The 20,813-nt window shown below is 49.7% G+C and carries 21 protein-coding genes; 5 read left to right on the top strand and 16 right to left on the bottom strand.

The window, feature by feature from the left end; translation table 11 throughout:
- Positions 1 to 12: 12 nt before the first annotated feature.
- Both PLA01S_RS23785 and PLA01S_RS23780 read right to left on the bottom strand, forming a co-directional pair.
- On the bottom strand, positions 13 to 120 hold the full coding sequence (locus PLA01S_RS23785; protein ID WP_243390772.1) for a YjcZ family sporulation protein: 108 nt from the start codon (positions 118 to 120) through the stop codon (positions 13 to 15).
- Positions 121 to 325: 205 nt separating this feature from the next.
- A complete protein-coding gene (locus tag PLA01S_RS23780) occupies positions 326 to 580 on the bottom strand; it encodes a helix-turn-helix domain-containing protein (RefSeq protein WP_127594307.1) in 255 nt (84 codons plus the stop codon).
- Between the two features lie 178 nt (positions 581 to 758).
- Here PLA01S_RS23780 and PLA01S_RS23775 point away from each other — a divergent pair, with 178 nt between their 5' ends.
- Positions 759 to 1,430, top strand: a complete 672-nt coding sequence (locus PLA01S_RS23775) for a tetratricopeptide repeat protein (protein ID WP_127594306.1) — start codon at positions 759 to 761, stop codon at positions 1,428 to 1,430.
- An 86-nt stretch (positions 1,431 to 1,516) separates the two neighbouring features.
- On the opposite strand, the gene PLA01S_RS23770 is transcribed toward PLA01S_RS23775, so the two are convergent.
- The 4 genes from PLA01S_RS23770 to rpiA all read right to left on the bottom strand — a co-directional run bounded on the left by PLA01S_RS23770 (position 1,517) and on the right by rpiA (position 3,959).
- Positions 1,517 to 2,152, bottom strand: coding sequence for a GDSL-type esterase/lipase family protein (locus tag PLA01S_RS23770; protein ID WP_127594305.1), 636 nt, complete (start codon positions 2,150 to 2,152; stop codon positions 1,517 to 1,519).
- A gap of 129 nt (positions 2,153 to 2,281) precedes the next feature.
- A complete protein-coding gene (locus PLA01S_RS23765; RefSeq protein ID WP_127594304.1) occupies positions 2,282 to 2,713 on the bottom strand; it encodes a GNAT family N-acetyltransferase in 432 nt (143 codons plus the stop codon).
- A gap of 30 nt (positions 2,714 to 2,743) precedes the next feature.
- On the bottom strand, positions 2,744 to 3,193 hold the full coding sequence (locus tag PLA01S_RS23760) for a MarR family winged helix-turn-helix transcriptional regulator (RefSeq protein WP_127594303.1): 450 nt from the start codon (positions 3,191 to 3,193) through the stop codon (positions 2,744 to 2,746).
- Positions 3,194 to 3,242: 49 nt separating this feature from the next.
- Complete coding sequence (gene rpiA, locus PLA01S_RS23755) at positions 3,243 to 3,959, bottom strand: ribose-5-phosphate isomerase RpiA (protein ID WP_127594302.1); 717 nt, start codon at positions 3,957 to 3,959, stop codon at positions 3,243 to 3,245.
- Positions 3,960 to 4,047: 88 nt separating this feature from the next.
- Here rpiA and PLA01S_RS23750 point away from each other — a divergent pair, with 88 nt between their 5' ends.
- Positions 4,048 to 4,245: a hypothetical protein gene (locus PLA01S_RS23750; RefSeq protein WP_127594301.1), complete on the top strand. Its 198-nt coding sequence runs from the start codon at positions 4,048 to 4,050 to the stop codon at positions 4,243 to 4,245.
- Between the two features lie 79 nt (positions 4,246 to 4,324).
- On the opposite strand, the gene PLA01S_RS23745 is transcribed toward PLA01S_RS23750, so the two are convergent.
- The 3 genes from PLA01S_RS23745 to PLA01S_RS23735 form a co-directional block, all read right to left on the bottom strand.
- Positions 4,325 to 4,900, bottom strand: a complete 576-nt coding sequence (locus tag PLA01S_RS23745) for an O-acetyl-ADP-ribose deacetylase (protein WP_127594300.1) — start codon at positions 4,898 to 4,900, stop codon at positions 4,325 to 4,327.
- A 69-nt stretch (positions 4,901 to 4,969) separates the two neighbouring features.
- Positions 4,970 to 5,401 carry a hypothetical protein gene (locus PLA01S_RS23740; protein WP_127594299.1) on the bottom strand — a complete coding sequence of 144 codons (432 nt, stop codon included), beginning with the start codon at positions 5,399 to 5,401 and terminating at the stop codon, positions 4,970 to 4,972.
- Positions 5,402 to 5,458: 57 nt separating this feature from the next.
- Entirely contained in the window at positions 5,459 to 6,082 is a 624-nt protein-coding gene (locus PLA01S_RS23735; protein ID WP_127594298.1) for a TraX family protein, read from the bottom strand.
- A gap of 216 nt (positions 6,083 to 6,298) precedes the next feature.
- Between PLA01S_RS23735 and PLA01S_RS32110 the strand changes: the two genes are divergently transcribed.
- On the top strand, positions 6,299 to 6,472 hold the full coding sequence (locus tag PLA01S_RS32110; RefSeq protein WP_164817504.1) for a glycine zipper domain-containing protein: 174 nt from the start codon (positions 6,299 to 6,301) through the stop codon (positions 6,470 to 6,472).
- Between the two features lie 69 nt (positions 6,473 to 6,541).
- On the opposite strand, the gene PLA01S_RS23730 is transcribed toward PLA01S_RS32110, so the two are convergent.
- From PLA01S_RS23730 to PLA01S_RS23715, 4 genes are all read right to left on the bottom strand, one after another.
- The gene (locus PLA01S_RS23730; protein ID WP_127594297.1) at positions 6,542 to 9,763 is read right to left on the bottom strand and encodes a cellobiose phosphorylase; all 3,222 of its coding nucleotides are present in this window, start codon (positions 9,761 to 9,763) and stop codon (positions 6,542 to 6,544) included.
- Between the two features lie 109 nt (positions 9,764 to 9,872).
- Positions 9,873 to 10,883 carry a LacI family DNA-binding transcriptional regulator gene (locus tag PLA01S_RS23725; protein ID WP_127594296.1) on the bottom strand — a complete coding sequence of 337 codons (1,011 nt, stop codon included), beginning with the start codon at positions 10,881 to 10,883 and terminating at the stop codon, positions 9,873 to 9,875.
- A gap of 149 nt (positions 10,884 to 11,032) precedes the next feature.
- Complete coding sequence (locus tag PLA01S_RS23720) at positions 11,033 to 12,241, bottom strand: SLC45 family MFS transporter (protein ID WP_127594295.1); 1,209 nt, start codon at positions 12,239 to 12,241, stop codon at positions 11,033 to 11,035.
- Positions 12,242 to 12,245: 4 nt separating this feature from the next.
- Positions 12,246 to 12,983 (bottom strand): glycerophosphodiester phosphodiesterase, encoded by a 738-nt coding sequence (locus tag PLA01S_RS23715; protein ID WP_127594294.1) that lies wholly within the window; start codon positions 12,981 to 12,983, stop codon positions 12,246 to 12,248.
- 230 nt (positions 12,984 to 13,213) lie between these two features.
- On the opposite strand from PLA01S_RS23715, the gene PLA01S_RS23710 reads away from it, so the two are divergent.
- On the top strand, positions 13,214 to 13,654 hold the full coding sequence (locus tag PLA01S_RS23710; protein ID WP_127594333.1) for a MarR family winged helix-turn-helix transcriptional regulator: 441 nt from the start codon (positions 13,214 to 13,216) through the stop codon (positions 13,652 to 13,654).
- 8 nt (positions 13,655 to 13,662) lie between these two features.
- Positions 13,663 to 14,901: an MFS transporter gene (locus PLA01S_RS23705; protein WP_127594293.1), complete on the top strand. Its 1,239-nt coding sequence runs from the start codon at positions 13,663 to 13,665 to the stop codon at positions 14,899 to 14,901.
- Between the two features lie 149 nt (positions 14,902 to 15,050).
- Here PLA01S_RS23705 and bcbE read toward each other — a convergent pair whose 3' ends face one another.
- The 3 genes from bcbE to helD form a co-directional block, all read right to left on the bottom strand.
- A complete protein-coding gene (gene bcbE, locus PLA01S_RS23700; protein WP_307719772.1) occupies positions 15,051 to 16,355 on the bottom strand; it encodes a bacillibactin exporter BcbE in 1,305 nt (434 codons plus the stop codon).
- A gap of 85 nt (positions 16,356 to 16,440) precedes the next feature.
- Complete coding sequence (locus PLA01S_RS23695) at positions 16,441 to 18,144, bottom strand: methyl-accepting chemotaxis protein (protein ID WP_127594291.1); 1,704 nt, start codon at positions 18,142 to 18,144, stop codon at positions 16,441 to 16,443.
- A 310-nt stretch (positions 18,145 to 18,454) separates the two neighbouring features.
- Positions 18,455 to 20,785, bottom strand: a complete 2,331-nt coding sequence (gene helD, locus PLA01S_RS23690; protein WP_127594290.1) for an RNA polymerase recycling motor HelD — start codon at positions 20,783 to 20,785, stop codon at positions 18,455 to 18,457.
- Positions 20,786 to 20,813: the final 28 nt, after the last annotated feature.

The following is a 20,813-nucleotide window of genomic DNA, read 5'->3' as shown; positions in this document are numbered from 1 at the left end:
TCAAAAGATGGATTAGATAAATGCGCGAGTAATGATAACTAACAAGATGAATAATACCAGAATAGCACCTATAGAAGAGCCATATCCATAACCACCATAACCTTCTCCTACTCCGCTCACATGAATCCCTCCTTTTTTGAACATACCACATGTTATGTCGGTTCCGCTCAAATGAACTGGGCAGCCGCCTGTTCGAGATAAGATTAATGAATTGGCCCATGCATTCGGAACTGCCGGATACGACTATAGAACATCACCCTTGATTCCCATATGAAAAAGGCGCGGTGGAACGGTCGTTCACCACGCCTCATGTAATTTTTGATTCTTATACGTGCGAAAGCAGTTCTTTTCCATCCCGCTCGTTGTCATGGTCTGAATATACATTTCGTCTGCGGCGATCGACCAAACCTTCCTCGCCCAGCTCACGGTATTTGCGCATCCACACTTTCAGCCGTCCGATATCTGATATTTGTAAGGCGGATGCCACTTCTTTCTTAGTCATACCCTCCAGCCGCATGGCGACTGCCTTTTTTTTCGTTTCGAAACTGTAATGATGGAATATTTGTCCCTTTTTCGCCATGATTATCACCTCTTTACTACCTTTATCGGCTATCATCGACCTTCTTTCAATACCTATGGCCTATTCCGACATGCGCATGTCTTCAAGGTCTATAGAACCGATAGTGTTTCCACCTAAATAAATCCATGTTATGGTATAATTTGTGTTACAACTTTACATAGAAATTGAGGGATCTCTTTTGTTTAAACTCATCATTTTTGGATTTCTGTTCTACATCTTCGGTAATCCGATTACGGCAATTCTTGTGCTGCTTCTCATCGTGTATGTGCTGGATCGCCGTTTTGTCGGGGTATTTCCCAGCGTGACCAAGCCAATTAAGCGTGCACGGAATATTTCCAAGCTGCGCAGACTGATTGCTGTTAGCCCCAGCGACGTTTCATCAAGGCACGAGCTTGCCAGATTGCTTCTGGAGCGCCGTAAGTATGGGGAAGCTCTGAAGCTGCTGGAATCCATAGAATCCAGTTTAGAGGACTCCGCCGAGTTCTGGGACGATATCGGACATGCACGCCTGCATACCGGCAGCATCACACAAGGGGAGGCGGATATTATCAGGGCACTGGAGATCAACCCGAGGGTCAAATATGGCCGGCCTTATCTTAGGCTTGCCGATGCATTTCGGGATTCGGATCGGGAGAAGGCGCTCCATTATTTGGAACAGTTCCATTCCATTCACTCTTCCTCCAGCGAAGCCTTTTATTTGCTGGGTTATATGTATCAATCGCTTGGAAGGACCGAGGATGCCAAGAAGTCTTATCAGGAATCGCTGGATGTGTATCGGTCACTGCCCAAATACAAGAAACGGCAAGAACGCAAATGGGCCGTACGAAGTTTTTTCAGGAAATTATTTTAAATAATATGTGATTACCATAAACCAAAGGGCGCCCACACGGTCAAAAGACCATGGGACACCCTTTTTTTTCTTAATCATTCGGATATTTATGCAAGTGGCTTGTACCCAAGCCGGTTTAATTGTTCCGCGATCACCCGGTACCCTCGGCCATTCGGGTGTAAACCGTCCACCGACATCAGTTCTTTCTCACGGCCTGAAAATTGTGTGTAAATATCAGCTATTCGAAAATAGCCGTCACTTAACCCCATCAAATGCCGATTGAACCGAATCACGTATTCCGTTGCCTCCGTCCAGGCCGGATATGGATTATACAGACCGATAGCGCGAATAAAATAAGGTTTGCTGACCGGTGACTTTATTTTACGGATATGTCTAACGGTATTAGCCACATGATTCTGACATCGATATAAAGCAGCGTCCAGCACCTCCCGATTCGGTCGCCCCCCCGTGGACTTTACCGCACGTATCAAGTCATTGCCTCCGATCGATATCGTGATGATCTGGGCCTGCTGCAGATGATAGCGATACGTAGGAAATCGAACGACACGATCGTATAACTCATCCGAGGTTAATCCATTGACCCCGAGATTCTCATGGGCCACGAACTGGCGAAGCTTCTCCTCCGCCATCCGACGGTATAACGGAACAAAACCGCTGCCAGGCATCGCCCCAAACCCGAAGGTTAAGGAATCGCCGACAGCGGTATAATGGTACACCAACATGTTCACCCCCTGCCCCGCTCGTTACGACATTATATGAGGAAGGCCCCCATTGCGAAACGGGTTTATTGTCTTGAATGGCAATTTTAATTCCACTCGAAGACGGCAAGCATGCTTTTTTATATAAATGGCCTATTCTTCGGACTCCTCCACCTCGTAAATGCAGCGGAATCTTTCAACGCCCGGATACTTCTCTCCCAGGCTGTATACCTCAAAGCCGATACTGCGGTAGAAGTTTACGGCTTCTTCATCCGTTTCCGCAATGACTCGGGCCGGCTTAGGCTGGACCTCAAGGAGCAGCTCCAAAATCAATCCGCGTCCATATCCCTTTCCCCGATTCTCCGGAAGAACGGCAAGATGCCGAATGGTAAGCTCGTCCTGATCGACATCAAAACCGATGACTCCTAAGAGAAGTCCGTCCTCTTCAAATCCAAACAGCCGGCTTCGGCCCGTCTGATAAGAAGCTGCCGCCTGATCCACCGCCTCCGGATCCGGAAATACCGAGTAGCTGAGCAGTTCCTTTACTTCGGGTTGCATCGCTTGCATCGTTATATCTTTAAGCATACATATCTCCAATCTTAAACATGTTTAGGTCTACAGCATCTTCTCTGCACTGATCCCCAGCTTGCGCAGCAGCGCCGCCGCTTGCACTCTCTCGTCTTCCGACAAGCCGCTGAGCACCTTAACCATTAATTCCTGATGCTGAGGAAAAATGGCTTCGAAGAATTCTTGTCCCTCTGGGGTAAGCTCAGCATAAATGACGCGCCGATCCTCAGCGGAAGCCCGGCGAACCAGCAGGTTTTTCTTTTGAAGCTTATCCACCACGTATGTAATGTTACCGCTGGAAATGAGCACCTTCTCCCCTATTTTTTGCAGCGGCTGCGGTCCTTTGTGATAGAGTACATCCAATACACCGAATTCGGTGGAGTTCAATCCGTGACTATTGATGCTGCGATTGGAATGTGTCATCACTGCGTTATAAGCTCTGGCAAGGACAACCAGCAAATGTAACGGGGTATCCTCGTGTTCTTGAATATCCGACATATTTCACCCTCCGAAAGATATCATGTAATTAAGGTTAATGAACGCCAGATCAACTGTCAAATATATTCTTTGCTTCTATGCTCCCGGAATGCAATATCCGTACCGTACCATCCTGGCAGCCTATGAACGCTTGGTCGGCCATACCGATAAACAGCCCATGTTCAACCACGCCCGGAATGGCGCCTAGCCGAGAGCTTAATTCCTCTGGACGGGCAATCTGCTGAAACCGGCAATCAGCAATATAATTCCCGTTATCCGTAACATAAAACCCTTCATCTTGCGTACGGCGGATTAACACCGAACAGCCAAGCTGGGCCAGTGACCGAACCGTCCACTCATAAGCAAAAGGGACAATCTCAACCGGCAGCGGGAAAGCGCCGAGTTGAGTTACGGCTTTCGCTTCATCCGCCACAATCACAAGCCGTTCGCTGTGAAAAGCAGTGATCTTCTCACGGAGAAGGGCCCCGCCCCCTCCCTTGATTAACCGCAGCTGATCATCCAGCTCATCAGCCCCGTCAATTGTCAAATCCAAACGATCGATCTGATGTATGGGGGTCAGGGATATCCCTTGTTCCATCGCAAGCTTCTCCGAAGCTTCAGAGGTAGCCACAGCCTGGATCGAGAGCCCGGATCTGACCATCTCGCCGATTTTGAGAATGGCGTAATAAGCGGTTGAGCCCGTGCCCAGCCCTATCTTCATTCCATCCTGCACATACTTGGCGGCATGCTCCGCCGCAATTTTCTTCATATTATATTCACTTGTCATGTGAACCCCTCCTTCGTCTTAAGCTGAATCAAATGCTATAATATGGGGTGAATTGATGAGATTTCATAACTAACGAAAGGATTATACCATGCGAACAGAGAACCAGATCAAATCCAAGATCAATGAACTTACAATGCAGAAGAAAAAGCTGCAAACCCGCTTGACTGCTCTCGAAGAGAACAGTCCGGAGCGAGCCTCCCTTCTCAATCAGGAAGCCCGCCTCGACGATATGATCACGATGCTGGAATGGGTACTGTTTGAGCCAAGCGGTTCCTATCATATGTAAAGTCGACTGACAAACGGCAGGGGCGCTAAATGCGCCCCTGATTTTATTAAGATTATAGAAAATAATTTTTCAGCGGAGCTTATATTTGCGCCTCCTTCTCCTGCGTGAACTGCTCAAGCCAATGGACATAGAGCTCTTCGTTATCAGGAGAAAAACAAACGAAATCAATCCGATCCAGACGGTTATCCGGCAGATCCTCCTCAAGCAGCTTCGTAACCGCCTTCAACGCAACGTCACATGCCGGAGCCTTAGGATACTCATAGATACCCGTGCTTATATTAGGAAAGGCGATGCTTCTGGCACCCACCTCGATTGCAAGCAGAAGACTGTTGCGGTAGCATTCCGCCAGCGTATGCTCCTCACGCCGTCCACCGCCCTCCCAGATCGGGCCGACCGTATGAATGATATACTGGGCAGGCAGCCGGCCTGCTCCGGTGATGACGGCGTTGCCAGGCGGGCATCCGCCTTGCTGCTTGCGAATTTCCATACACTGCTCCATGATCTCCGGCCCGCCAGCGCTATGAATTGCGCCGTCCACGCCTTTTCCACCCAGCAGTCCCGAATTTGCAGCATTGACGATAATGTCGCCCGTCCATGTCGTAATATCGCCTATAAAGACGGAGACCGATGTCCTTCCGATTTTAAATGTTTTCATTTCGGAAAATCTCCTTTCGGTCTTTTATTTCTTTATTACCCCGCAAGTGGGTGGATTGACCCTGTTTGCCTATTCTGTTCTCGGCTTTTTTTTCGCAGCTGCAGACAGTCGGTCGGTTAAACTTTTCTCTTCCGGTCCTTGCAGCGCTTCCTCCACCGTACGGTAGAACATCAGCGTGCCGGTGTCCCTGGCCTTCGTCAAATGATGAAGAAACACATGGCCGGCTTGCTCCAGCTTCAGATCCTCGGATTCATTCTTGACCCGGCAAAGATATACCTTCATCATGCCTTGCGGATCGCGGAATTCCATGACCCCGATGGGACTCATCGACCTTTTGTCCTCCTCCGTGAACTGAGGCGTCATATAAACGGTATATTCCGAAGCAGGCGGAGGAATGTATGCTTCCCGTTTTTTATCCGCAATTAATTTGGAGTTCATGAATGCGATGTAACCCGCCGCCGCGAACAAAAGAATGCCGGCAGCAATTGCGATATTCAACATGTATGTCTCTCCTTGTATATAATCAATCCATCGGGCATTCACCTATAGAGTTTTTCTCTATAAAAACACCCGTAATAACGCAATAATCAGTAAATGCAGCGGATAAAATGAACGCCATACCCAGCGGCTCACCCGGATGGACTCCAGCTTCTTCCATACATGCGGGCCATAAGCTATTACAGCCGTCGGGATGACGCTCCACATCTGCAGCTCCCAGTTATTAAGGAACCAGAATAACAGGTTCAACACCATATGAAGCGGAACAAGCCAGCTGGCCTGGGCATATCGGAATATCAAAATCAACAGCAGGCCGTAAGCTCCGTAATCAAACGGAAATCCTCTCATTAACGCACAGGCGGCAACAACAACCATCCACGATAACAGCTGGGAATCCGATCGTTCCAGCACATACAAAACGATGGCTCCAGCTACCAGGGTAATGACCACATTCAACCCTTCAGGATCCAGCGCAAGCTGATAGGGAATTTGGGAGACCGCCGCAATAACGGCCAGCCGAATGATATACTTGGGTCTCGAAGAAGTGTAGCGGTGCCCCTGAACGAGAGCATAGACGTAGATTGGGAAAGCAATGCGGCCGATGATTCTCCAAACCTCCTGGTCCGGAAAAAACACAAGCCCTACATGATCAATCAGCATCGTCAGCATGGCGATCCACTGCATGATAACCCCCTCCTCGCACTCGAAGATGTTGAATCCATATGTACTTGAAATCGATATATCTATTATGGGTTGCAACACGGGGACTTGCAAGCGAAGAAAACATGAAGGAACCGGATATCCGGCATCCTAAGTCAATATCCTCTATAATAAGAACAATAGCAACTTGAGAAGGAAGCTTGTTTGGATCAACATGATGCAGATGGAGGTGACGGCCATATGGAAAAGAAAAAAAACAACATGGCCCTTGGGATGAGCATGGGGATCGGCGTTGGCGTAGCTATTGGAGTTGCCATGAAAAATATCGCTATCGGCATAGCGATCGGTGTTGCCATCGGCCTTACGTTTGGCTCAGCCATGACAAGCAATAATAAAAAGCCTCCTAATGAATAAAAAACCTTCACATAACTATAAATAGACCATCCGAGATTTCCCGGGTGGTCTATTTGGAGCAAGTGACATCTATCTCATTACAGCATGAATTGCCCGGATGTTCCCATTGCGGACTTCATGAGCCAATTCTCCTGTAAGGAGGGGGCCATCCACCTCGATCGAATCCCCTCCCACCGTAATGAGCGTTAATCGCTGAATCGTAACGCCGTCCTGACCATACGTATTTGCTGCGCGCTCACTGCGATACGTCACCTTGACGGAACCAAGGAAGGTGAACGACACTTCTTGATTCTCGTCAAACAGCCAAGCCGGAAGCACAGGGTTCAGATGCAGCTGAAGCTGGTTGTCTTCGTAACGGAATACCTTTTTCCCTGCCATCATCGAAATCCACATGCTTAGGAATTCGGCCGTCGATCCGCTCAGCCTTGCCACAAAGCCTCGTCCATGCACGTGAGGATCCGGATTCACGCTGCTGGCAATGAACGAGGAGTTCTCCAGCGTACTTCGTCCATAAACGGCCGGGTCCAAAAAAGGGATAAGGGAAGTTTTGATTTCCGAGAAAAACTCGTCATACAATCCGGCTTTTAATAATGAAAGCAAGTATTTATAGGTCATATGCAAAAATACGGATTCCCGCTCCAGCCAGCCCGCTGTAAATGCTCGGATGCGTCCGATTTCATCGGTTTCGCCTTCCAGGCTGACGGACGTTTTATACATCCCCAGCGCGGAATCATACAGATCGGAAGCCTTGATCCGGTCATACATCATTCTTGCCTGGCCTTCATCGGCGAGCTTCATTCCGCGGGCCGGCGCCTCCAGGAAATGCGGGAGCGCATAGGCCTTGAATTCAAGCACTTTTGCAGCGGGCAAACCATAGCGCGTGATGACCGGGTTCCCCGCTGCATCCCGAACCTCTTCATAGCGCTCGGCTTCAAAGCGGAAATACGTTGGCACGATTCCGCCTCCCATCTGCTCGGCACGCTGAATTCCTTCTTCGATTTTGTCCAGAAATGCCGCGTACATATCCTTCACGTTCTTCACCGAAATTTCAACCTCCTGGCCGCTAATCCCGTACCGGACCGATGCACGATAGGCCTCACGCTGCCCCGCTACCCTGTCCCAATAACCGAATGAGTCCAGTGAGCCGGACTGATATTGCTCTACGGCTTCGTATACACTCTCTAAGTAAGACGCAATCTCCTCCGGGACCTGAATCGCTTGATGGCCGAACCGCTCGGCCGCATCCAAGATGAATGAGACCATACGCTTCAATTCCATCGTTTCGCTCATGCCCGACCCAAACAGGCCCGGCAAGCCGTTCATCGCGTCATTCCAGCCCGGCTTGTTCGCCTCCATCTCTACCCCCATCCCGTAAGGATCGAGTGTTGCCATTTTATTAAGGGACAATGAGATCATTTTGACAAACAGATTCGTGCGGTAAATGCTGCCTTGTCCGCCATCTACCTGAAGCCATTCCGCCGCGTTCCGTTTTCTGCCGAGCTTGTTCAGCTTCTCCTCGTCCTCCAGGAGCGCACCGTATTGCCGTACCTTGCCACGGCTGATCACAACCTTCTCACTTCGTGGAAGGACGTACACCGGGCTGTCGAAGAACGTATACGTATTCTCGCCAAACAATAGTTCCTCATAACGGTCGGGATAAATGTCCAAGTAGGTATCAACCAAATCCATATTATAAGTCCAATGATCCGACCAGAAACCCTCGCCGAACGAAGCCGCAAAATGTTGATCGGATATCGTCAACAGCCCGGATAAGAACTGTTCCTCACTGATCTCCAGCCTGATGCCTTGATCCGAAATCGCGTTGATGATTTTCCCCGGCGTATAATCCCCGGAGCATGTATTTGCCAGCTTCTCATAATCTTCCTGCGCCGCGGAGGCCCGCAGCAGCTTCTCCAATTCCTCCTCCTTCCCTTCACTCACGCGGAATTTCGTTCCCTCTACGCTAAGCGGGTTATAACCGTCGGCTTGAATAAGACTGAAAAACATCCGGATGTTGAATGTGCCCACCTTCGGGTTGAAAAACACGTCATTTCGGCGGTTCTGATTCATATCCCGGAAATTGCCGTTCCCTTGTGAATAGTACTCCGGCGAAAGAGAGAAGAAGTTATAATCCCGCTCCGGATCCCCGTGCTTGCGGGAATATAGGTGGACGACCACTCCTTCCTTCCCGTTATCAAATAAGAACGGATATCCGCCCCGCAGAAAATTGTCCAGATAGGACTGACGGCTGTATTCATCAAATAAGGGTAATCCCGTTTTGGTAGCAACATCCTCGGTCAAGTTCCGGGTCAACGCCGAGGACTCCTCGCGTTTATTGAGGATATAGGCAGGAGAACATAAATCGTTTGAGCGCTTGTTGATTTTGCCGATATCGTTCACATGACCAACCAGCGTATAAACGGTCGCCGTCTCCCCGGGCGCAAGCCGGGCCGATAACCCGCTGAAGCCGCATGGCACCTTGTTAACGGGATACGGCGTGGCGTTCATTAAAGCTTCCATCGAACTTACAGCAAATCGATCGGGATGGATTAATGAAGTGTTTCCGCCGAATACAAGCTCAAAGTCTACAAGCGGCTTGATCAACTGCCCATGATGATCAAACGACAGATAGAAGTGACCGCTCGTAACTTCGCTAACTTCCGCCTCGTCGTGCGTACTGGAGCGAACCTTATAGAACGGGATCCCCTGATCAAGGTTCTCCACTTCCATCCAGCTCCGCAGCAGATTGCCAACCTCCTTGTACCCGCTGTTCTCGACACCGTAAGGCAGAATCTCCGGCATGCCGTCCAGCAGCTCGAACGATTCCGTCCGAGTTCCGATATTCGTGATGCTGACCTCGCGGACAAGGGCGGCAAAATCTTCACCGGGCAGCTGAAAATACGATACCGAAGTGCGAAGTCCGTTATCGGCGTGCTCCTCCTCAATGACAAGTTCATTCTGACGGATCAACATCGTTCTCTTCGCATTAGAATCCGGCTGAAAGGATTGGAACGGCTCATAAACGGACGGTGCCCCCGCCATCTTGATAAACGTACGGAAGCCGGTAGCGGAGACGTTCTTATACGAGATATTCGCCGGGGAAAATTCCATGATCGGCGAGTTCTTATCGCGTATGCCGAAGCTGCATATCCCCTGCCCCCGATTCACATAAAAGGTCCACATCGGAATCCCTTTCAAGCCTGCGATTCCGGGCAGAAAGCTGGAAAATGGTTTGGCAAGATCATACTGCTCGATAACAAAGGTATCCTTCTCAAAACGATAATTTGACATGTTCAGATCCTCCTTAAATGGGTTCATAATCGACTCGACTTCAGAATCAACTCAGATTTCGAAACCGGTTTCGAAAAGCGGTAAAAATGAGTCCTGCCTTTAGGTTCACCTAGGTGACCGGGCGGCAGGATTCCCGGATAATCAATTGAACTGGCAGCATAACCGACTTGACGGTTGCGTTTTGTTCTTCGATGGAAGAAAGAAGGATCTCGGCCGCAACGGTGCCCAGCTGCTCCGTATCCTGGCGTATTGTCGTTAAGGCAGGGGTGATGTAACGGGACATTTCAATATCATCAAAACCGATGATGGACACATCTCCCGGTACATTCAGGCCCTGATCCTGAACGGCACGAATAGCTCCAAGCGCGAGTAGATCTCCAGCTGCAAACACAGCAGTCGGCCTCTCTCTAAGCCCCAGCAGCCTCTTCATGGCTTCATATCCACTCTCGGTGGAGAAAAAATCGCTGCCGGTTATGTACTCTTCCCTTAGGTCCAGATCAAGCTCCCGAAGAGCTTGCTCGTAGCCTTGTTGGCGCTGCTCGCCTGCAAACGTATTCAATCCGCCCGATATGTGGGCAATGCTGCGATGTCCAAGCGAATGCAAATACCGAAGTGCCTGCACGCTGCCTCCGATGTTATCGGAGTAAACCGAATGCACAAACTCCGGTGACGAGTCCAGGATGACGCACGGAATGCCGCTCTCCAGCAGCTCCTGGAAATCAGGGTCCTCGCTGCTCGACAGAATGACGACCACACCGTCGACGCCCCGGATTTTGCAATGCTCCACATAACTGCTTCTTCGGCCGCCGACATCCTTGGAGATGAACATCAGATCATACCCTTTGGATACGGCAATTTTCTTAAAGCTTTCGATGACGGCTCCAAAATAGGGGTGACGAATCCCTGCTCCCGTAGCCTCCACAAAGAGAATACCAATGGTCCAGGATCGCTTCGTCGTAAGCGATCTGGCGTTTGCGTTTGGAAGATAACCCATTTCCTTCGCGGTTGCCAGGATCTTGGCTCTCGTCTTCTCCCGGACGTCCGGATAGTTGTTGAAGACTTTGGACACCGTCGTAGGCGAATAGCCTGTTTTTTTGGCAATATCATAAATCGTTGTCAACCTCGGAATCAGCTCCTGCACCTTCGCCGGCATATTCTAATTCAAATCTATCTGATATTAGATTCTACCTGTGCTGGCTGGCTCTCGTCAATGTTATTCCACACGGACTAGCAGGAGCCGAACCTACGGTTATCAAACAAACCAATCGGCTAGGACAAGCCGGCGGAAGCGGTCTGCGATTGTGCAGGACTTTCCGTTTCCTGATGACGAATCATCAGAACGCAGATCAATGCAAGCAGCATGCTGCCTGCGGCACAATAAAACAGAATCGAATACCCCATGCCATCGATGAGCTTCCCTAGAAGAGGCGGTGACGAGATCGCCGCCAGCGAGGATACCAAATAGTACATTCCTGTCCGTGTCCCAATGCTGTCCTCCGATCCGGTAGATACGATAAACGGATAGGAGTTAATATTGATGCAAGCCCAGAATAATCCGCCAACGGTCAGCAATACACGGAGCCATAGCAGTGATTCGACCCAAGGTACGAGCGCGAAGACAATGAACAGCCCGCTGACGCCGATCAGAATCATCCGTTTCTTGCCGAATTTACCGCCAAACCATCCGCTTGGAATGGCGAACAGAACAAAGGCGAGTGAAAAAAACGTCAGGGAAAAGGAAGCCTGCGATTCCGTTAGCCCCATCTCGTTTTTCCCGTACAAAGTAAACAGCGTCTCAACCCCTTGATATGCGACAAACCAGAAAAATATCGCCGCCAAGAGCAGCACCGTCGTCCGATTGATCTGACTCTTAAAGGAAACTTTAGCTTTAGCGGCCGTCTGAGCCTGATAGCCTGGAGCGTCACGCTTCTCTTGGATAAACGTTCTCAAAATGAACAACGACACCAGCGTTATGCCGGCTGCGGCAATAAAAGGCAAGGAATGATGAGCGCTATACAGTACCGAGCCCACGCCAAAAGCCAATATGGACCCTATGCCGCCCATAAAGTTAATGATGCCGTTGGCTCTCGTGCGGCGTTTCTCCTCCGTAATATCCGGCATTAATGAAACGGTGGGCGAACGATACAGGCTCATGGCCAGGTTCATGAGGACCATGAACAGTATCAATGTTACCATCCCGGTGTGAAACGGAATGATTGCGGTAAACAGAGCGCCAAGCGGCATGCCGATGAGCAGATAAGGCATTCTTCTGCCAAACCGGGTATGGGTCCTGTCGCTGCGACTTCCGATCCATGGCTGCAAGAACAAGGCGAAGTAATTGTCGATCGTCATAAAAAAACCGATCAGTGCGACACTGGATATGTAATCCTCCAGAAAATAGGGCACAAACGCATTGTACAGCGCCCAGGTAATGCTAATGCTGAAAAAGCCAAAGCCCAGCAGCCATGTTTTCTTCACAAAGTCACGCTCCCTTGGTTTGTAGCAATCCCCCGAGTACATCCGGATAATCCGTAATAATGCCCGCCACGCCAGCATCGATCAAGGCTTTCATCTGTTCCTCGTCATTGACGGTCCAAGGGTGATAGACTACGCCATGCTGCTTCGCTTCCGTTACCCATTCCGGCAGAACCGCGCGATGGTATGCGTGAAGAGCATCCGCTTTCGCCAATTTGGCATACTCCCACGGTTTGTATAACCCTTCCCCATACAACAGGCCGGTACGGATTTCAGGATCAATATGCTTGCACTCCACCAGAGAATAATGATTGAAACTTGAGATGACGATTTGCTCTGACATTTTGAAATGCCTTACGGTCTCGATCACACGCTTTTCCAGCCCAGGATATTGAATCGACCCGTTCTTCAGCTCGATGTTCACGATTGTACCATGGCTTTTTGTCAATTCCAGCAGTTCTTCCAGCAGCGGAATCCGTTCCCCTTGAAAGGCGGCCCCAAACCATGAGCCTGCGTCCAACTTGGCCAGCTCCTCATATGTATAATCCTTGACAAGCCCTTCAGCCCCCGTCGTGCGTGCGACACTCTCGTCATGGATCAAAACCAGCTTTCCATCCTTCGTCATCTGAACATCAGTTTCAATCCCGGTAGCACCCTGCTCCAAGCCTTTGGCAAAGGCAGCCATCGTATTCTCGGGGCATATGGCCGATGACCCGCGGTGTGCAAAATTAATCAATTGTGACATTTGAACTTCCTCCTGAGTGGTGAGATATTGGTTTGTACTATAAATATAGCTCTCAATTGTTAGAGCTATGTTATCATTCCATTTTTCATATTCCACATCGTTTAACGAAACCCTGTCATGTAGACAATTAATTTTTTAAATGGTTTGACTGATTTGTATGTCAGGCATATAATTGTTTAGACAACTATTTTTGAAAACTTGAAATGAAAGGTGTGACTTGTTTCTTGAAAATGCCTAAACGCAACCCCTCCATCGGTTTTCATCTGGGTTACACCTATCGCCGCGCCTCCCAATTGTTTGCGAATGCCTTGAAGCCCTATGATATTACCCCCGAGCAATGGCTGGTTCTGTACCACATCGGAGAGCATGAAGGGTTGAATCAAAAGGAAGTTGCCGCCAAAGCGGACAAGGATCAACCGACCACTACCCGTATTTTGGATCTGCTCGAGAAAAAAGGATACACCCGCAAATCCGTATCGGTTAACGACCGGAGAGCTTTCCAGCTCTTCTTGACGGATACAGGGAAAGAATTGATCGACGCAACCACAACCATCGAAAGTCAATGCGGAAGCCAGTTAATCGAAGGCATTGACGATCATCAATTAGAGATGTTCTGGGACACACTCTCACGCATCAATGCCAACATAGACAACTTACACAAACAGGAGTGATGTTTCACATGAATGAAATGAATACAAAGCAACGTTTATGGACCAAAGAATTCATCACCTTGATGGTCAGCAACCTATTTCTGTTTCTGACCCTGCAGATGATGCTGACCACGCTGCCCGCATACGCCAAGGATGCGTTTATGGCAAGTCCGCTTCAGGTCAGCCTGATAACCAGCCTGTTCGCCTTCAGCGCGATCGCCTCCCGCTTCGTGTCAAGCAAAGCACTGGAAAAAGGAAAACTGCGCCTGCTGCTGTACGTCGGGCTGATGATTTCGCTTGCAGCCACGCTGGGCTATTACTGGGCATCCGGGATCGCCTTTCTGCTGCTGATGCGCGTTTTGTTTGGCATCGGCTTTGGCATGACAAGCACCTCGTTTCCTACGATGGCATCGGACGTCATTCCTATCAAACGACTGGGCGAAGGCATGGGGTACTTCGGATTATCCACTACGCTCGCCATGTCGATCGGCCCGATGATCGGCTTGACGCTCCTGCAAGACGGGGGGTTCACACCGCTTGTGGTCATCACCGTCATCATCAATATACTTATCTTCCCACTCGCCTACGTTCTAACGTCAAGATCGGCAAAACGGAAAACGGAGCGCCCCGCAGCGGTTCAACCTCGAGTTGAGGATCAACCGAAGGGCTCATTCAACAAAAAGCTGATTCTCCCCAGCGTCCTTAACTTTTTGATGTCCATTACGTACGGAGGGCTGCTGAGCTTCATGGCGTTGTTCGGCACCGAAGCCCACCTCCGGAATCCCCAGTATTTCTTCTTGTTCAATGCCATTGCCATCATTCTGGTACGGCCGTTCTCCGGCAGAATCTATGACCGCTATGGACACAAGGCGATGGTTATACCCGCTGCTGTTCTGATGGTCACCGGTCTGCTGTTGCTGACCTTCGCCTCATCGACGGGTACTATGCTGTTATCAGCATTATGTTATGGCCTTGGCTTCGGCGCGATGCAGCCGTCCATCCAGACCTGGATGATCCAGGAGGTTCATCCGCTCCAGCGCGGCATGGCCAACGGCATGTTCTTCAACTCACTGGATTTCGGTGTCGCTATCGGCTCGATCGCGCTCGGCTCCATCGCCAAATCGACTTCGTACACGATCATGTACCGATATTCCGCCATTGCGCTTGTGCTGTTAATCCTGATTTATATCATCATGCAGGTAACCGGCAAATCGCGCTCCAAAGCAACCTTAAAGCTTGAGGAGACCGAACCCACCGCTGCAGGATAACGGAGAATGCGGCTAAGCCAAGAGAAGCAACGGCATATGCACATCGAATGCGTCCAGGAATGGATTAAGGAAACAAAGTAGACGATGAGAGTTCCTCCTTGTCAATATGCTCCCCTCCATATCCGGATATGAGAAAAAGGTCTTGTCCATTATTTATGGACAAGACCTTTCTTTTTCAAGCCCTGCGGTTTCTTGAAGTCGACTCGGTATGAGTTCCCTCCGGTGTCGTCTTTCTTCGCCTCCGGCTTCACGGCGAATAATGTGAGCAGGCCGCCTACCGCCGCGACGGCTGCCAACGTGCCGAACAGAACCCAATGATTCGCCCCGAGCAGCAGCGAGACAACTGGCGGACCAAGCGATACGCCGATAAAGCGCATACTGCTGTATAGAGAGGTAATGGTACCGCGCTGTTCCTTCTCTATACCTTCCGTCAGCAGCGTGTCCATGCATGGCAGGACCATCCCGATCCCGATGCCGCCAAGCGTCATCATTCCGACTACAAAATAGATCTGAGCGCTAAATCCGGTGACGATCAGGGATACCGTCAAAATGGCCATACCCGCGAAACCGGTCCACTTCTTAGCCGCTTTATTTTTGCCCGTGAATTTACCGGCTAAATAGGAAGACAGACATAACAAAGCCAGAGGAATCGCAAGCACCAGCCCTTTCACCACACCTTGTAAACGGTAAGTGCTCTCGAGCGTTTCCGACAAATAGAAAAGTACGCCGAATACGCCAAACATCGCGATGCCGCCGATGGCAAATATGGCATACAGCCATCTTCCCTTCTCGTGCAAAACCTGCTTGGTTGTTTTCAAAAACTCGCGAATGGATTGTTTGTCGTTGTCGTTCGACTTCGGTGTCTTCACAAGAAAAATGACAAGCACGATAGAGATCAAGCACAGAATCGGAATAGCTATAAAGGGCAAGAACCAAATAAAACTTCCGAGCAGGGCGCCCAATATCGGACTGACTACCTTGCCAAACGTATTGGAGGTTTCGATAATACCCAAACTCTTACTGACCTCTTCTTCCTCTTTAAACATGTCACCGACAAGCGGAATGACAATGGGGAATGCCCCGGCAGCACCAATTCCCTGCAGAAACCGTCCCGCCAAAATAACGTAATATGCCGCCGTCCCACTCAGCATCCAGGCTGCCACAGCCGAGACAGCTCCGCCTAATGCCGCAATAATTAAGCTGGGGATGATGATCTTCTTTCGTCCATACCGATCCGATAAATAACCGGCAATCGGAATCAGTAAGATGGCTACAACAGCATATACCGTTATAAGCATACTGACTTTGAAGGAACTGATCCCCAGAGCTTTTGAAATCTGCGGCAAGATGGGAATCAGCATGGAATTGCCCAACGTCATGATGAGTGGTATGGATGCAAGGGCAACCAGATCCCATTTCTTGTTTTCCATGAGAGAAGACCACCTTTGCGTTATCTGTCATCCATATTGTAGGTTCTTTTGCCCAGAATATGCATGATTGCAAGGTGGCCGTTTTTTCCCATATGCCATTTTTCCTTATTTATACTTTAAAGCCGGACATCAACTGCCGAAGCTTGCCAGACATTACATTCAAATCTTCAACGGAATCTGTAATTTCCTCCATAGAGGCCAGCTGCTCTTCCGTGGCAGCACTGACGCTTTGGGTTCCGCCTGCCGTCGTCTCCGTGACCTCCTGAATTCTGCGGATTGCGTGAACAAGCTCCCCTGCTCCGGAGTTCATCTGTTCTGTTGCAACGGTGACACTCTGAATTTGTTCGTTCAATTCGACGACGGATTGCTCAATTTCCTTAAAGGCTCTCTCGGCTCCTTGCGCCACGTTCATGCCCTGGGTCACTTCGCGGGTCCCCTGCTCCATGACGCCGGCCAAATCAACAATATCCTGCTGAAGCTCATGGACGAATTGTCTGATTTCGACGGAGGAGTTTGATGCCTGATCAGCCAATTTCCGGACCTCGGCAGCTACAACCGCAAAACCTCTGCCATGCTCGCCCGCCCGAGCCGCCTCAATCGAGGCATTCAAGGCAAGCAGTGATGTCTGCTCTGCAATTTCGATAATGATCTGTCCCATCGCACCGATGTTGGAGGCCTTTTCGCCGAGCGCCCGCACCGACTGCGCGGATTGATCCACACTGGTGCGTATGCCTTCCATTTGAGCCAGTGTATGTATAAGTGCCTGTTCCCCTCCAGCCGCAAGTTGGTTCGTCGTTGCTGCCAATCCGGAGACGTCTTGGGCGGCATGCGCGATATGTTTCATTCCTTCCGCCATGTCCGTTATCGTAGCTGTCGTTTCCTCTGTATCCTGAAGCTGGTTCTCTACCCCGGCCGCCAGCTCTTCCATGATGCCTGAAGTTTGCTGGGAAGCTTGACGGATTTCCTCGGTCGTGGAGTGCAGCGTCGAAGCTGCGACACCGACTTTGCCGGCCGTATCCTGCACCTGTACGACAAGCTCCCTGAAGCCATCGACCAATTTGTTATAAGCGTCGGCTACATCCCTGATTTCGTCTTTCGTTGTGATATGTAATCGGGTAACCAGATCACCGCCGCCTTCGGCAATCTTCAAAAGCTGACTGCTCATCTGATTCAACGGACGGATCGATCGAGTAAGAAGATAACCCTGTATAGCAAAATAAACAACGGCTGCGATTCCGATCAGCATAATGATCAAATTCTGAAATTGGCTGCTGGCCGCAATTTGATCAGCCTGCTTAGCCAAGGCTTCATTTTTATCTACCGTAAATTGTGCGATAAGCGTACTAAATGACTTGCGCACTTCACGTTCCTGGTTAAATGCTGCTTCATATACCCGAAACGGCACAGCCTTGTAAAATCCGGTATCATACCCCAATTTGTTTAACACCTCAGAAACGGCTTCGGTGTAGATGACATACCCGGTTTCGATCTCGTTAAATACCTTTTGGTCTTCCTCAGCCGTCATCAAGTCTTTGGTTTCGGCCATGAGTTTGGCGACGGACTCCTGTTTCGCTTTCAATGAATCGGCAAAGGTCGAATCACCGGTCAATAAGTAGCCCCGCTCATCATTAGAGACGCCCGTCAATAGGGTCTCCAATTGCGTCAGGTTATAGATGACCTTCTGATCCACTTCAATAATCTTGCTGAACCTCTTCTCCGTCATATTCGAAGTGATGAACGCGATGATTACGATAACCGCCGTAACCGTTGCAAGAATCGTAGACGAAAGAATTAATTTTGTTTTTATCTTCATCCGCAAGCACCCGACCTTTGATATAAGTAATATACCCCCAATCCTTTTTTCGTCAAATTTGTGTCCAAAATGAATAGACGGGGCGATCGAGAAAGCGCTTTTCCCGAAAATAATTGAAAAAAATTATTAATCACCGGTCAAATCATCATAAATATTGGATAACTCCCTCCTTATGGTATAAAGCATACTCCCTATCTCCTCCTAAATATGTTTCCGTTTTTTTCCTTTTCTATGAAACATGTTTGGATTTCATATAACAATCATGAAAAAAAGGCCTGCCTAAGCCGTGGCCAGACAGACCTTTATTCATTTAATATTCATCCGGGATAAAATGGCTCTTTTCCCCGATATGATACACATGAAGTTTGTGCATGGCACGCGTACATGCGGTGTAGAACAGTTTGCGGTCGCTTTCGCGGTGGTACACATCCTCGGAGCCGTTGTATATGATCACCGCGTCGAATTCCACGCCCTTGGCTAGATAGGCAGGAACGACAAGCGTTCCTTTCTCGAAAGCAGGAGTGGTTTTGGTAATTAATCGCGTAGGTATATCTGCTGACAGCTGCTCGTGTACGCGTCTGCTCTCCTCTTCTGTCCGGCAGATCACCGCCACGTACTGGAATCCCTGTTCATGAAGCTCACGGATATCAGAGACAATTGCTCCATGCAGGTGTTCCTCATCGTTCACCGCAACCACACGCGGAGCTTCGCCGCTCCGGTTAAATGGAACAATCCGCTCCCCGCCCGGTATCATCTGCCGTGTGAAATCAACGATTTCATACGTGGACCGGTAGCTTTGCGTCAGATTGATGACCTCCGTATCGTCCTTGCCGTACAGACTCACCAGATTTTCCAGATTGCCGAGCGCCTCTCCATGTGCGTAAATCGCTTGATTGAGATCCCCCAGCACCGTCATTTTCGCACGCGGGAACAACCGCTTCAGGAATTCCAGCTGAAATCCCGAATAGTCCTGTACTTCATCAACAATCACATGACGAATCGACGTGTTCGTCCGGAAACCTTGAAGCAGCTCCTTCAGATAGAGGAACGGAGTCGCGTCCTCATACAACAGCGATTTGTTGTCCAGTGACGCAACGGTAAGCTTGCAGATTTCCTCCCAATCATCCGGGAGTCTCTCCAAATTTCCGGCCGCCCGGCGAAATAGCGATTCATCCGTAAATAATTTTCGGTACATGCCTTTCACATCCACATATCGGAACCGCTTGATCCAGCGTCTAACCGGCTTGAGCCGGTTGCTGATGACCATTTTGGCAAGGACATCCCTTTCCTTATCGAAATCGTCAAACGTATCCGCCTTCCGGTTTTGCTTGCGTCGCATCGTTTGAAAGGCCCGTTGATAATCCTCCGTATCCAGCAGCTGGATTTGCTCTTCCACCCACGGGGCGTCTTTTTCGCTCTGAGCGAACTCCGACAGGCGTTTCAGCATCCACTCTTTCATCAGGTCGATCCGGCCAGCGAGTTTAACCGCCGAATCATAACTATAGAACTGCGCGGACATTTCGTCGGAGCTGACGATAACCTTACCTTGGAAAACGACCGGCTTAAAGAGCATCCCGCCCTTCTCCAGCAGCTCCTTGTATTGTCTGATGGTGTCAAGATAAGCTCCCGAGGATTTATAGGATATGCTCTCGAGTCGTGCCCGGTAACGCGGCGAATCGTCCGCATTCAGCAAGGTTTCCGTCTGTGTGAACACGTCTTCGAGCTCAAACTCTTTCCCGAGCCGGTGTTCCAGATAAGACTGGAAGGTCGTCTGCTGCATATTGTCCTCGCCGAGCTCCGGAAGCACTGTGGATACATAACTGTTGAACAGCGGATTCGGGGAAAACAGAATCATCTGATCGGCCCGAAGTGTCTCCCGGTACTTATACAACAGATAGGCCACTCGCTGCAGTGCGGCTGAGGTTTTGCCGCTGCCGGCAGCCCCCTGAACGATCAGCATTCGGGTTTTGTCGTTTCGGATGACGGCATTCTGTTCCTTCTGAATCGTAGCTACGATGCTCTTCATACGATCATCCGCGCTATGGCTGAGCACCTGCTGCAGCAGCTCATCACCAATCGTCACACCGGTATCAAACAATACCTTGATCTCGCCGTTATGGATGACGAATTGGCGCTTAAGCAGCATTTTGCCTTTGACCGTACCCGAGGGCGTTTCATATTGGGCCGGACCGGGTGCCCCGTCATAATACAAGCTTGATATCGGAGCCCGCCAGTCATAAACGAGAAACGTCTCCATATGTTCATCCAAAAAAGATCCTGTCCCTAAATAAATGGTGTCCGTCTCCGTGGTTCCATCCTCTTGAAAATCAATGCGTCCAAAGTAAGGGGATTCCACAAGTTTTCTATACTTTTTAAGCAGCTTGCTGGATTGCAGATGAGCATGCTCACGTTCCGCGAGCACTTGCGACTGCTGTCTCAGGTTGGTGGACGTTTCACCCAAATCGTCCGGGTTGCTGAAGTTGACCGTAACTTCGTCCCAAAAGTCTTTCCGCATATCAATCACGACTTCACGGATATCTCCGACGCTCGCTTCCAGCTGAGATATTTTATTACCGATTTTCGTTGTCACTTCCGTTACCCGTGCCTGTTCTTCTTGCCAATCCTGTTCGCTGATAGCCATTTGTTCATCCCCCTAATATACTGGTTGA

Source organism: Paenibacillus lautus NBRC 15380, from assembly GCF_004000945.1.
Classification (GTDB): domain Bacteria; phylum Bacillota; class Bacilli; order Paenibacillales; family Paenibacillaceae; genus Paenibacillus_AQ; species Paenibacillus_AQ lautus.
This window is presented reverse-complemented; position numbering and strand designations above follow the sequence as displayed.